General features: G+C 36.9%; 10 protein-coding genes. 8 read left to right on the forward strand and 2 right to left on the reverse strand.

What is annotated here, in order from left to right:
• The first annotated feature begins 58 nt into the window (after positions 1-58).
• Positions 59-1,537, forward strand: coding sequence for an Lsa family ABC-F type ribosomal protection protein (locus tag ACO6FI_RS04465; protein ID WP_485456293.1), 1,479 nt, complete (start codon positions 59-61; stop codon positions 1,535-1,537).
• 48 nt (positions 1,538-1,585) lie between these two features.
• Here the strand turns inward: ACO6FI_RS04465 and ACO6FI_RS04470 are convergent, their stop codons facing one another.
• Complete coding sequence (locus ACO6FI_RS04470; protein ID WP_485456294.1) at positions 1,586-2,020, reverse strand: aspartate carbamoyltransferase regulatory subunit; 435 nt, start codon at positions 2,018-2,020, stop codon at positions 1,586-1,588.
• A complete protein-coding gene (gene pyrB / locus ACO6FI_RS04475; RefSeq protein ID WP_485456295.1) occupies positions 2,020-2,934 on the reverse strand; it encodes an aspartate carbamoyltransferase in 915 nt (304 codons plus the stop codon). The genes ACO6FI_RS04470 and pyrB overlap by 1 nt, the downstream gene beginning before the upstream one ends.
• Before the next feature lie 184 nt (positions 2,935-3,118).
• On the opposite strand from pyrB, the gene ACO6FI_RS04480 reads away from it, so the two are divergent.
• From ACO6FI_RS04480 to ACO6FI_RS04510, 7 genes are all read left to right on the forward strand, one after another.
• On the forward strand, positions 3,119-5,218 hold the full coding sequence (locus ACO6FI_RS04480) for an efflux RND transporter permease subunit (RefSeq protein ID WP_485456296.1): 2,100 nt from the start codon (positions 3,119-3,121) through the stop codon (positions 5,216-5,218).
• Positions 5,219-5,384: 166 nt separating this feature from the next.
• The gene (gene clpB / locus ACO6FI_RS04485) at positions 5,385-7,976 is read left to right on the forward strand and encodes an ATP-dependent chaperone ClpB (protein ID WP_485456297.1); all 2,592 of its coding nucleotides are present in this window, start codon (positions 5,385-5,387) and stop codon (positions 7,974-7,976) included.
• Between the two features lie 140 nt (positions 7,977-8,116).
• Positions 8,117-9,595, forward strand: coding sequence for a cardiolipin synthase (gene cls / locus ACO6FI_RS04490; RefSeq protein WP_485456298.1), 1,479 nt, complete (start codon positions 8,117-8,119; stop codon positions 9,593-9,595).
• A 15-nt stretch (positions 9,596-9,610) separates the two neighbouring features.
• The gene (locus tag ACO6FI_RS04495; protein WP_485456299.1) at positions 9,611-10,357 is read left to right on the forward strand and encodes a lysophospholipid acyltransferase family protein; all 747 of its coding nucleotides are present in this window, start codon (positions 9,611-9,613) and stop codon (positions 10,355-10,357) included.
• 7 nt (positions 10,358-10,364) lie between these two features.
• Positions 10,365-11,339, forward strand: a complete 975-nt coding sequence (gene pheA / locus ACO6FI_RS04500; protein ID WP_485456300.1) for a prephenate dehydratase — start codon at positions 10,365-10,367, stop codon at positions 11,337-11,339.
• 9 nt (positions 11,340-11,348) lie between these two features.
• Positions 11,349-12,602: an ATP-binding protein gene (locus tag ACO6FI_RS04505; RefSeq protein WP_485456301.1), complete on the forward strand. Its 1,254-nt coding sequence runs from the start codon at positions 11,349-11,351 to the stop codon at positions 12,600-12,602.
• A gap of 12 nt (positions 12,603-12,614) precedes the next feature.
• Positions 12,615-14,099 (forward strand): Ppx/GppA phosphatase family protein (locus ACO6FI_RS04510; RefSeq protein ID WP_485456302.1); only part of this gene is annotated, 1,485 nt, incomplete at its 3' end.

Here is a 14,099-nt window from a genome sequence, read left to right on the forward strand (position 1 = left end):
AATAAAATCTGATAACAGTATAATATTAAGCGAGTAAAGTTTTTAAAGGGGTGTTTGTATGTCGATAATTAAAATTGAAAATCTTACTTTTTCATATTACGGATATATAAATCCTATATTTGGAGAAGTCACATTTTATTTTGATACAAACTGGAAAACCGGTTTAATAGGCAGGAACGGGATTGGGAAATCAACTCTGTTTAGATTACTTTTGGGAGAGGAGGAGTATAAAGGAGAAATAAGTAAAAGTGTGGAATTTATCAAATTTCCACCGGATATATCAGATACATCAAAAACCGTCATAAAGTTATTTAAGGAGCTGACAAAAGATGTGGGAGAGTGGAGATTTTTGCGGGAGCTTAATTTATTATATATAGATGAATCTCTTATATACAGAGAGTTTGAAACCTTGTCTAAGGGGGAGCAGACAAAAATTCTACTGGCTGTTTTATTTACAAATGAAAAAGATTTTTTGCTTATTGATGAGCCTACAAATCATTTGGATATTGAAGGTAGAAAAATTGTCAGTGAATATTTAAAGAGTAAAAAAGGTTTTTTGCTTATATCACATGATAGAGATTTTTTGGATGGATGTATTAATCATGTTATTTCTATCAATAGAAGCTCTATTGATGTTCAAGCCGGAAATTTTACATCATGGTATGAAAATAAAATGATGAAAGACAGTTTTGAAATCACCCAAAATGAGAGACTAAAAAAAGATATCAAGAGATTAAGGGAAGCATCAAAGCAGAGCAAGAGTTGGTCGGACAAGATTGAAAAAACAAAAAAGGGTGTAAAGGTATCAGGTGTAAAACCTGATAAGGGATATATCGGGCATCAGTCGGCAAAGATGATGAAGAAATCTAAAAATCTGGAAAACAGGCAAAATAAGGCAATAGAAGCAAAACAAAAATTATTAAAAGATATTGATACAAAGGAAAGCTTATTGATTAATTGCTTACAGCATCATAAAGATACTCTAATCTCAGTCAGCAATTTATCGGCATATTATGGAGAAAAGCAGATATTAAGCAATCTAAGTTTTGAAATAAAGCGGGGAGATATACTGGCTGTATATGGCAAAAACGGTAGCGGAAAATCTACATTGATTAAAATTTTATCGGGTTTAAATAATAACTACAGCGGGGAAATAAAGCCGGCAAGTAATCTTAAGATATCCTATATTCCTCAAAATACTTCTGATTTACATGGCAGTCTTGTTCAATATATTAAAAATATGGAGGCTGATGAAACATTATGTAAAACCATTCTCAGAAAATTGGGTTTTTCAAGAGAATTATTTGAGACGGATATGCAAAATTACAGCGACGGACAAAAAAAGAAGGTTTTGTTATCTATAAGTCTGTCAAAACCTGCCCATTTATTTATATGGGATGAACCACTTAATTATATAGATGTAATCTCAAGAATACAGATTGAGGAAATTATAAAAGAGTCAAAACCTACATTGGTGTTTGTAGAACATGACAGGAGATTTGTAGAAGATGTAGCCAATAAGATAATATATTTGTAGTATATTATAAAGTCAGGGTGGGTTATTGTACCCCACCCTGACAGCAAATTATTTTTTCTTTTTTCTCTTTTCTTCACAGTAGATACAGCGATATACCTCGTTTTCCTTATCTGAAAGATAGAAGATATGAGGAAGCTCCTGCTCGATAGATGTGATACATCTCGGGTTCTTACATTTGATGATGTTGGTTATCTTCTCAGGTAATGAAACAGTCTTTTTCTCAACTATAGCATTATTTTTTATAACATTGATTGTGATATTGTGGTCGATATATCCGATTACGTCAAAGTCAATCAAATTAAGCACATCACCCTCTATCTTTATGATATCTTTTTTACCCATCTTTTTTGACTTGGCATTCTTTATGATAGCAACAGGGATATCCAGCTTGTCAAGTCCTAAATTATAGTATATATCAAGGCTCTTACCTGCCTCTATATGGTCAAGTACCACGCCTTCACTTAATCCGCTTATATTTAACATTATATTACCTCCAAAAGAGTGAGAATCAAAGCCATTCTTACATATACGCCAAACTGTGCCTGCTTAAAGTATGCTGCTCTCGGGTCGTTATCCACCTCAACACTGATTTCATTTACTCTTGGAAGTGGATGAAGTATGTACATATCTTTCTTTGCATGTGAGAGTTTCTTCTTGTCAAGTATATAGGTATCTTTCAAACGGATATAGTCCTCTTCATTGAAGAAACGCTCTCTTTGCACTCTGGTCATATAGAGTATATCAAGTTCAGGTATAGCCTCGTCAAGGTTGGTTACCTCGTCAAACTCTATATTGTTGGCCTTAAGTACATCGTCTCTGATATAGTCGGGAACTTTCAGCTCTTCCGGAGAAATAAGAACAAATTTGATATTCGGATATCTTATAAGAGCGTTGATAAGAGAATGTACAGTTCTGCCGAACTTAAGGTCGCCGCAAAGACCCACAGTAAGATTTGCTATATCTCCTTTAAGTCTCTTGATTGTAAGAAGGTCTGTAAGTGTCTGTGTAGGATGCTGATGTCCGCCGTCTCCTGCATTGATTACCGGAATGGAAGAAAACTTGCTTGCAACCAGCGGTGCACCTTCTTTTGGATGACGCATAGCCGCTATATCGGCATATGATGAGATGACTCTGATAGTATCTGCAACACTTTCGCCCTTTGCCGCAGATGACGAGTCGGCAGAATGAAAGCCAAGTACGCTACCTCCCAAATTAAGCATAGCAGCTTCAAATGAAAGTCTGGTTCGTGTGCTTGGCTCATAGAACAAAGTTGCTAATTTTTTTCCTTCACAAATTTTGGAATACTTATCCCTGTTGTTTTCAATATCAATAGCAAGCTCCAAAAGCTTATTAGTTTCTTCAACAGAAAAATCCAACGGGTTTAAAAGATGTCTCATACTTCTCCTTTACAAAAATCATTTTTCGTATTATAGTCCAAATTTTATACTTTTACAAGATTAAAAATATAAAAAGCATTTTATAGACAAGTGTCTATTAAAGTTCTAATGTTGATATTTACAAATATATCTATTTGCAATATACTTACATTCTGTTAATGAAGTTTTAGAGAGGTTGGATGATATGAAGGAAACAAACCAAAAGGATTTTGCAGGGTTTATTGTAGATCATAATAAAGGAATAAGGAGAATTTTTTTGATTTTGCTCTTTATTTCACTTCTTTTTACACCGTTTGTAAATATAAACTACGATTTGACTAAGTATTTACCTGCAAGCGCACCTTCAAAGGCCGCAATAAATAAGATGGAAGAGACATTCGGATATCCGGGAACTGCCAGACTGATGCTGAAGGATGTCACAATATATGAGGCTAATGCAATTAAGCAGCAACTTGAAAAAGTCGAAGGCGTGGACAGGATACTTTGGCTTGACACTACCGAGAATGTCTATGAGTCAAACAGCTTTATGAAATATGATGACGTATCGGATTATTATAAGGATAATAAGGCTGTAATGGATATAACTTTTGTAAAGGGTGATTCAAGTAAGCTTACACATAAGGCAATTGATAAGATGGAAAAGATAATAGGCGACAGGGGCTATCTGGTAGGAAGCGCGCCACAGAATAAGTTTACCGAAGAAGAAGTTTCATCTCAGATGAATCTCATACTTGCAATAGGTGTAATATTTGTATTTTTGGTACTTTTGGTGACAACTTCTTCATGGTTTGAGCCGGTACTTTTCTTAAGCGTTATCGGAACTGCGATATTTATAAACAGAGGTACGAATATATTTTTAAACAGTATCTCGTTTATTACAAACAATGTGTCGGCGGTATTACAGCTTGCGGTGTCTATGGACTATTCAATATTTTTGCTGAATGCATATAAGGTGGAACAAAAAAAGGAAGCAGATAAGACAATTGCGCTAAAGAATGCGCTCAGAACATCTATAAAGACTATTTCGGCAAGCTCACTTACCACATTTGTAGGATTTATAGTCTTTGTAATAATGAAATTTTCAATGGGCTTTGACCTCGGTATCGTACTGGCAAAGGGAATTGTATGTTCCATCTTTTCTATAGTATTTTTTATGCCTTCACTGATACTGAGCTGGATGCCTATAATTGAAAAGACAAGACATAGAGAATTTTTACCTGAATTTGACAAGACATCAAAGTTTGTAAACAAGGTTTCAAAGGGATTTTTTATATTTGCACTTGTTATACTGATTCCTTCATACATGGCACAGGGAATGACCAACTTTATGTATGGAAATGATGCCGTAGGTGCAGGAGAAGGCACTTCCTTATATGAACACAGTGAGGAGATAAACAAGGTATTCGGCAGGTCAAATCTGAATGTTATATTGGTACCTGCTACAAGCAATGTTACGGAGAAGGCGCTTGCGGAGAAGTTAAAGTCTCTTGATTATGTAAAGAGTGTCACATCCTTGGCGGATACACTGCCTGACGGAATACCTGAAAAAATTATTCCAAGTGATACCGTAAGCTTATTACACAAGGACGGATATGCCAGAATACTTGTATTTACAAAGACCAAGGGTGAGAGTAAGCTTGCGTACAGCTCGGCAAATGAGATAAAGCAGATAGTAAATGAGTATTATCCGAATGAGAACTATATTACAGGTAATACCTACGCCACTATGGATATGGAAAAGATACTTAAGGAAGACTATAACAAGGTAAATAATTTATCATTGCTTGGAGTATTTTTGGTAGTCGCATTCTCATTTAAGTCGGTACTTCTTGCCGTACTTGCTATGATACCTATTGAAATGGCTATTTTTGTAAATATGAGCTTTTCATATATATATGGAACGAAGCTGGCTTTTATAGGATATATAGTTGTCAGCAGTATTCAGCTCGGTGCGACTGTAGACTATGCCATACTTTCAATTTCAAACTACAGAGAGCTTAGAAAGAGACTTAATAAGAAAGAATCCGCAATCAAAATGACCAAGTTCAGTATGCACTCCATACTTACTTCAGGTACAATTCTTGTTATCTGCGGTTATGTTGTAAGCTTTATTTCAAAGCTTCCGGCAATAGGACAGCTCGGACATCTTATAGGCAGAGGTGCGATAGTGTCTATGGCATTTGTTATCTTTTTGTTGCCTGCACTGCTTATGATATTTGACGGTCTGCTGGTAAAAGAAAATAAGATATTGGCTGCAATAAAGCAAAAAATCGGAAGAAAGTAGATAATTATAAAATTTATAAGGCGTTATCATATGTTGTTATCCACATGATGGCGCTTTTTTATATTTTTCATATTTTTATGAAAATATTTTCAAAAAATGCTTGACAACTTATATGTACTCTGTTATAGTACATATATAACAAATAAAGAACAAAGGTGGTGAGTTAATGAACATTAGCAAATTTACGCAAAAGTCCATTGAGGCCGTTCAGAATATGGAAAAGGTTGCTGCTACTCATGGTAATCAGCAAATCGAACAGATACATCTGTTGGCATCACTGTTAGATATAGAAGGCTCATTGATAGTCAATCTTATAAAGAAAATGGGTATCAATGAAATTGAATTTAGAAATGAAGTTGAGGCTGCTATTGAAAAACTTCCAAAGGTCAGCGGCGGTCAAAGCTATATAGGCAATGATTTAAATAAAATATTGATAACAGCTGAGGATGTTGCAAAGAGTATGGGAGATGAATATGTCTCTGTAGAGCATATTTTCTTAAATATGATTGAGAATCCTTCATCTGATATAGCACAGATTTTTAGAATGTACGGCATTGATAAGGATAAATTCTTAAAGGTGCTTTCAGAAGTCAGAGGTAATCAAAGAGTTGTTTCAGACAATCCCGAAGCGACATATGATACACTCAATAAGTACGGTTATGACTTGGTTGAGCGTGCAAGGCAGCAAAAACTTGACCCTGTAATAGGAAGAGACAGCGAGATAAGAAATGTGGTAAGGATACTTAGCCGTAAGACAAAGAACAACCCGGTGCTTATCGGTGAACCGGGTGTAGGCAAGACTGCGGTAGTTGAAGGACTTGCAGGCAGAATAGTGGCCGGTGATGTTCCTAACAACTTAAAGGATAAGAGACTTTTTGCACTTGATATGGGTGCACTTATAGCAGGTGCCAAGTACAGAGGTGAGTTTGAGGAAAGACTTAAGGCTGTACTTGATGAAGTGAAGAAATCAAACGGAGAGATAATACTTTTCATTGATGAGCTTCACACTATAGTAGGTGCAGGCAAGACTGAAGGAAGCATGGATGCCGGAAATATGCTAAAGCCTATGCTTGCAAGAGGTGAGTTGCATTGTATAGGTGCAACTACACTTGACGAGTACAGAAAGTACATTGAAAAGGATCCTGCACTTGAGAGAAGATTCCAGCCTGTACTTGTAGAAGAGCCTTCTGTAGAGGATACAATATCTATTCTCCGTGGACTTAAGGAAAGATATGAGAGTTATCACGGTGTTAAGATAACTGACGGTGCGCTGGTAAGTGCGGCGGTACTTTCAGACAGATATATAAGTGACAGGTTTTTACCTGATAAGGCTATTGACCTTGTAGATGAGGCATGTGCCCTTATAAAGACTGAGCTTAACTCTGTTCCTACAGAGATTGATGAGTTAAACAGAAAGCAGATGCAGCTTCAAATAGAAGAGACAGCACTGAAGAAAGAGGATGACAATCTTTCAAAAGAAAGACTTGAAGCACTTCAAAAGGAGTTGGCGGAAGTCAATGACGAGCTTAACGAAGCCAAGTCAAAGTGGGAAAATGAAAAGAAAAGTGTTGAGGGGCTTGCAAAGCTCAGAGGTGAGATAGACGAGGTTAAAAGGCAGATAAGTGCCGCAAAACAAAGTTATGACCTTAACAAGGCTGCCGAGTTGCAGTACGGTAAGTTACCTGAACTTAAAAAGCAGTTACAGGCTGAAGAAGAGAAGGTAAAGAAAGAGGATTTAAGCCTGCTGCGTGAGGCGGTTACAGATGATGAGATTGCAAGAATTATCTCAAGATGGACAAATATCCCTGTTTCAAAGCTTAATGAGAGTGAAAGAGAGAAGACACTTCATCTTGCAGATACATTGCATGAGAGAGTAATAGGACAGGATGAGGCTGTAGATAAGGTTACAGACGCTATTATTCGCTCAAGAGCAGGTATAAAGGACCCTTCAAAGCCTATAGGATCGTTTCTGTTCCTCGGACCTACAGGTGTAGGTAAGACGGAGCTCGCGAAATCACTTGCAAAGGCACTGTTTGACGATGAGAACAATATGATAAGAATCGATATGAGTGAGTACATGGAGAAATTCTCCGTGAGCAGACTTATAGGAGCTCCTCCGGGATATGTAGGATATGATGAGGGCGGACAGCTTACAGAGGCAGTCAGAAGAAAACCTTATTCCGTAGTGCTCTTTGATGAGATTGAGAAGGCACATCCTGATGTATTCAATGTACTTTTACAGGTATTGGATGACGGTAGAGTTACAGATTCTCTCGGTAAGACTGTAGACTTTAAAAACACCATTATCATTATGACATCAAATATCGGTTCCGCATATTTGCTTGACGGTATCAATACCTACGGTGATATAAGTGATGATGCCAGAGGCAAGGTTATGAACGAGCTTAGAAACAGCTTCAGACCTGAGTTCCTTAACAGACTTGACGAGATAATTATGTTCAAGCCTCTTACAAAGGACAATATCGGCGGTATTATCAACCTGCTTATTGACGAACTTAATTTAAGGCTTAAGGATAAGGAACTTACTGTAGAACTAAGTGATGCCGCAAAGAGCTATATCATTGACAACGGTTATGACCCTGCATACGGTGCAAGACCGTTAAAGAGATATCTGCAAAAGAATGTGGAGACTATGGTTGCAAGGCTTATACTTTCAGACGGAGACCTTAGTGCAAAGGATATCATTTATATCGATCTTGATCCTTATAATGAACTTAGTGCAACTGTAAAAAAATAAGATATAAATTTAAAGAGTCGGGCAACCGGCTCTTTTTTTTATGCCAAAATTAGACATTTGTGGTATAATGAATCGGATTATATAATTTTAGATTGTTAGGTTGCTTTATAAGCTTAACAGCCTGAATACTTAGGAGTTTTATGTTTGATTTTTTTAGAACGGGTCATATAGCATTTGTTCATTTATTCTACATCAACTTGGTGTTGTCCATTGTGATTGTGTTCTTTCAAAGAAGAGAGCCGAGAGCCGTGTGGACATGGCTTTTGGCGCTCAATTTTTTGCCTGTGGTAGGCATTATACTTTATCTGCTTATAGGACAGGATTACAGAAAGTCCAAAATGTTTAAAATAAAAAATGTAGAGGACAGTATAAGGAAGGCGGCTATAAAGCAGGAAAAGTTCTTTGCCAACAATGACAGGGTATTAAACGATCCCTATACAAAGGATTATCAAAGGCAGATGCAGTACAATCTGATGTCGGGCGGGTCGCTTATGACAATGAAGAATACCTTAAAAATATTCAACGACGGGAACGACAAGTTCGATGCACTGATTGAGGATATAAAAAATGCCAAGGAATATATTCATTTACAGTATTATATAATAAAAAACGATTACCTCTTTAGGAATATATCAAGAGAGCTTATAAAAAAGGCAGATGATGGTGTGGAGGTAAGAGTACTGTTTGACGGAATGGGCGGCAGATTTATGTCCAAAAAGATTTTAGATAATATGAAAGCTCATAAGATAAAAATAGGTGTATTCTTTCCTGCCGCGCTCGGCAAGATAAATTTTCGTATAAACTACAGAAATCACAGGAAGATAGCGGTTATTGACGGTAAAATAGGCTATGTCGGAGGTTTCAATATAGGAAAAGAGTATGTGGACGGCTCAAAAAAATTCGGACATTGGAGAGATACGCATCTTAGGATAGTGGGTGAGGCGGTCAACGGACTGGAGCTTAGATTCGGTCTTGACTGGAATTATGCCGCCAAGGAAGATATCTTTAACAGCGACAAATATTTTAAGCCACTTGAGGAGATGAACATTTTACCTAAAAACGGTGACGATGTTCTTAGAATGCAGATAATATCAAGCGGTCCGGATTCCGAGACAAAGCTTATCAGAGATAATTATATAGAGATTATCAATAATGCAAAGGACCATGTGTATATTCACACGCCTTATTTTATACCTGACGAAGCGTTTATGAGTGCGCTTAATGTGGCTGCAAGGTCGGGTGTTGATGTAAGGCTTATGATACCGTGTATGCCTGATCACCTTTTTGTATATTCAGCCACTCTCAGTTGGGCAGGTACACTGCTTGAGGCGGGAGGAAAGGTTTATACATATGAGAGGGGATTTTTGCATGCCAAGTCTGTAATGGCTGACGGTAAGGTGGCATGTGTCGGAACCGCAAATATGGATATAAGAAGCTTTGAGTTGAATTTTGAAGTAAATGCCATGATCTATGACGAAGAAGTCACAACAGAACTTGAAGATAATTTTATGAGAGATATTTATGATTCTAAGGAGTATACATTTGATATGTATAAGAATCGCTCACTACTGCAAAGAATAAAAGAGCAGGTGAGCAGACTCCTAAGCCCGTTATTATAAGGAGAGGATTTTTATATGATAAAATTTATATTGGTAGCACTTGGACTGTTTTTGTATCTGGTACTTTTTATACCTGTAATGCTTATTTTGCTTATTGTAAGGAAATTTCGACCTGATATTTCGACATCCGTTGCACAAGGTATGGTGAGTACGGTATTCAGACTTATGATTTTTATTACAGGATCGAAAGTGGAGGTAATAGGGAGTGAGAATATACCGAAGGACGGAGGTGTGCTGTTTGTAAGTAACCACAGGAGCTATTTTGATATTCTTACAGGTTTCGGATACACCAAGAAGCCGCTTGGGTTTGTGGCAAAGTATGAGATGATCCATGCACCGCTTCTTAAGCAGTGGATGGAGCTTGTAAACTGTTTGTTTTTGAACAGACAGGATATCAAGCAGGGATTAAAGACTATAATAAAGGGTATAGATCAGGTGAAATCAGGTGTTTCCGTGTGGATTTGCCCTGAAGGCGGCAGAAATATGAACCCTGATGTAACGAATGTGAAGGAGTTCAAAGAAGGTTCGCTAAAGATTGCGGAAAAAGGTAAAGTTCCTGTAGTTCCTGTAGCCATATACGGCACATATGAGATATGGGAAGAGCATCTGCCATATATGAGAAAGAGCAAAGTGATAATAGAGTACGGAAAGCCGATTATAATAGATGAGTTGCCTGATGCTGAAAAGAAAAAGCTTGGAGCATATACCAGAAGTAAGATAGTAGAGATGCTTGAAAATATGGCGGCACAAAATAAAGCATAGGAGCAGTATGCAAGGACTTGAAGAGATAAAAGCAAAGCTTGATAAGACTGATGAAAAGATAATAGAACTGATAGATAAAAAAAGAGAGCTTGTAAAGCTGATATCAAAGGTAAAATATAAAGAAAGTAATGTCGAGTTTATTTGTAAGGAATATATGGACTTTGATATGAAAAGAGTTGTGTATCAGGGCGTAGAGGGTGCTTATTCACATATAGTTACAAAAAAGCTTTTCCCGGATGTGGATGCAGAAAATGTAAACACCTTTGAAGATGCGATAAATGAGGTATTAAACGGAAATGCAAAGTATTGTATAATACCTATAGAGAACTCGTCAGCCGGAATAGTAAGTGATGTATACGATTTGCTCTTAAAAAAGGATGTTGTTATTGTGGCGGAGTATGATCTTCATATCAGTCACTGCCTTTTGGGGATAAGAGGTGCAAAGCTTGGTGATATAAGGACTGTTTATTCCCATCCTCAGGCACTGATGCAATGTAGCGCCTACCTTAAGGAGCATCCGGCTTGGAGTCAAATAAGCCTTTTAAATACGGCACTTTCAGCAAAAAAGGTAAGAGACGACAAAGATATATCACAGGCTGCCATAGCTTCAAAACTCTCAGGGGATTTATATGACCTTGATATTTTGGATGAGGGAATCAACAGAAATGTAAACAACACTACAAGATTTGTGGTACTCAGTAAGGAGAAGATTTTTTCAAAAAAGTCAAACAAGCTCAGCTTGATTTTAGAGCTGCCGCATGAAAAGGGTATGCTTTACAATATTCTCGGAATATTTGTACTCAACGGATTAAACCTTGTGAAGGTGGAGTCAAGACCTATACCTGAAAAGACCTTCGAATACAGATTTTTTATTGATATCGAGGGTAATTTGAGTTTGTCAAATGTCTCAAATGTGCTTGAGATACTGAAAAAAGAAGTTACTTTTTTAAAGATTTTAGGTAATTATTGTTCAGTAAAGTAAGGAGTATTTATGTACAGTATAATTGATGATTTGATTTTATATAGAAATTTGAAATTTGAAGATACGATAAGAGAATTTTGGACCTTAAATAAGGACAGTGTAGGTACAAGTAAGACAATTGCTAAGTTACTTGAGGTGGCGGGAGAGTATGGTCTTGACGGTAACCTTTGGGAAAATGTCCTTGCACTTGCGCTTGCGTACAATGAAAATGTATATTCAAAAGCTACGGAAATCATCGGTGAGACTAAAGGCAGTATAAATACCTTTGCGCTGCATGATTTTAAGATTTTTAGAGATTTATTTCACTTTGTACCGGATATAGATGATGAACTTTTGGAGGCAATATCACACTATGTAGGTAACGGAAGAGATTCAAAACTTGTAAATACAAGAGTCAGAGACAGAATTTTAAGATTGTCAAAGCAGCTCTCAAGTGCGGAGTCAGATGTGGATTTTAAAAATATCGTTACTGAGTTTTATAAGGAGTACGGTGTAGGTAAATTCGGTCTTAATAAGGCATTTCGTATAGAAGAAAGCAATGATCTTAATTCTGCAAATATTATACCGATTACAAGAGTTGAGCATGTATATCTGGAGGATATAATAGGCTATGATATTCAAAAGAAAAAGCTCATAGACAATACCGAGAGTTTTATAAACGGTAAGCCTGCAAACAACTGCTTGCTGTATGGTGATGCCGGAACAGGAAAGTCATCAAGTGTAAAGGCAATTGTAAATGAGTACTATGATAAGGGACTTAGAATCATAGAGATTTATAAGCATCAGTTCAGATATCTGTCGGATATACTTGAGCAGCTAAAAGACAGAAACTATAAGTTTATAATATATATGGATGATTTAAGCTTTGAGGAGTCGGAGCTTGAATATAAATATCTCAAAGCTATTCTTGAAGGAGGTTTCGGAAAGCGACCTGAGAATGTACTTATCTATGCTACAAGTAACAGAAGACATCTTATAAGAGAGAGCTTCAGAGATAAGACTGAGACTGATGAAGAGCTTCACAGCCGTGATACTGTGGAAGAAAAGCTGTCACTTTCAGCAAGATTCGGTGAAAAGATCTACTACGGTTCACCTGATAAGAAGGAGTTTAACGGCATTGTACTTTCACTTGCGAAAAAGCACGGTATTGATATGGATGAGAAGGAAATACTTGCAAAGGCAAATATGTGGGAACTCTCACACGGAGGTATGTCCGGAAGAAGCGCAACACAGTTTATAACTTATTTACAGGGTCAAAAATAATATGGAGAGCGTATGGAAAAGGGAGACATAAGATATTTTGCGGCTATTGATGTAGGTTCGTTTGAACTTGAACTTGGAATTTATGAAATATCGGCTAAGACCGGTATAAAGAGAGTTGATTACATAAAGCATACCATTGCACTTGGCAGTGATACATATAAGTACGGAAAGATAAGCTATGAAATGATTGACGAGCTTTGTGATGTATTATCCGATTTCAAAAAAATAATGAAATCATACATAGTGGACGATTATAAGGCCTATGCTACCAGTGCTATGAGAGAAGCCTCCAACAATATGCAGGTACTTGATCAGATAAAGGTCAGAGCAGGCGTAGATATAACTATCATATCAAACTCGGAGCAAAGATTTATCAACTATATGTCTATTGATGCCAAGGGGGAACTTTTTGAAAAGTATATAAAGAGCGGTACCGCAATTGCAGATGTGGGATTTGGCAGTATGCAGCTTACACTGTATGATAACGGCGCGATACAGAGTACTCAAAATCTTTCGCTGGGAGTACTAAGGCTTAGAGAGATGGTGGAAGAGATAGACAATATCACTGAAAAAAAGCACAATGTACTTACAGAGCTGATAGATAATGATTTGAATACTTTCAAAAAGATATATCTTAAAGACAAAAAGGTAAAGACTATTATAGGTATAGGCGAGCCGCTAATGTATATGTTCAAATATATGAACCGCGATGCTGACGATATGATAGTAAATTATGAGGAGTTTATCGCACTCTTTGATAAGATAAGGGATAAGAGCGTGGAGGAAATAGAAAATATACTTGGAGTAGGTAAAAACTACGCAAAGATGATAATACCGAGTGTACTTATTTTCCAAAGAATCTTCGATCTTTTCAATGCCAAGGAAATATGGTTGCCAGGTACACTTCTTATAGACGGTATTGCGGCTGAGTATGCCAAGAAAAGCAATATAGTCAGCACAGGACATGACTTCAGAGCGGATATTATAGCATCATCAAAGAGTCTGGCAAAAAGATACAGAGGTAACAGTAAGCACACCACAGTGGTGGAAAAAAATGCCCTGATGATATTTGATGCCATAAAGAGTCTGAGCGGTCTGAGTGAAAGAGACAGACTGCTTGTGCAGATAGCGGCAATCTTACACAATATCGGTAAGTTCATAAATATGAAAAACAGTGATGTGGCTACCTACAATATTATTTCATCAAGTGAGATTATAGGTATATCACATGATGAGAGAATGTTGGTTGCCGAGATGTCAAATATCGACACTGAAGAAAGTATCTACAATAAAAGAGATATCAGATTGGCAAAGTTAAGTGCGATATTGCAGATGGCAAATGCTCTTGACAGGTCACATAAGCAAAAGATAAAGGACTACAGTTTGAAACTTGATGATAATAAGCTGATTTTAGAGATAAGGTATATGGGAGATTTGAGCCTTGAGATGCTGAGCTTTAATTCGCATAGAGACTTTTTTAGAGAAATTTTTGGAATA

The sequence above is a fragment of the Lachnoanaerobaculum sp. genome, assembly GCF_057250505.1.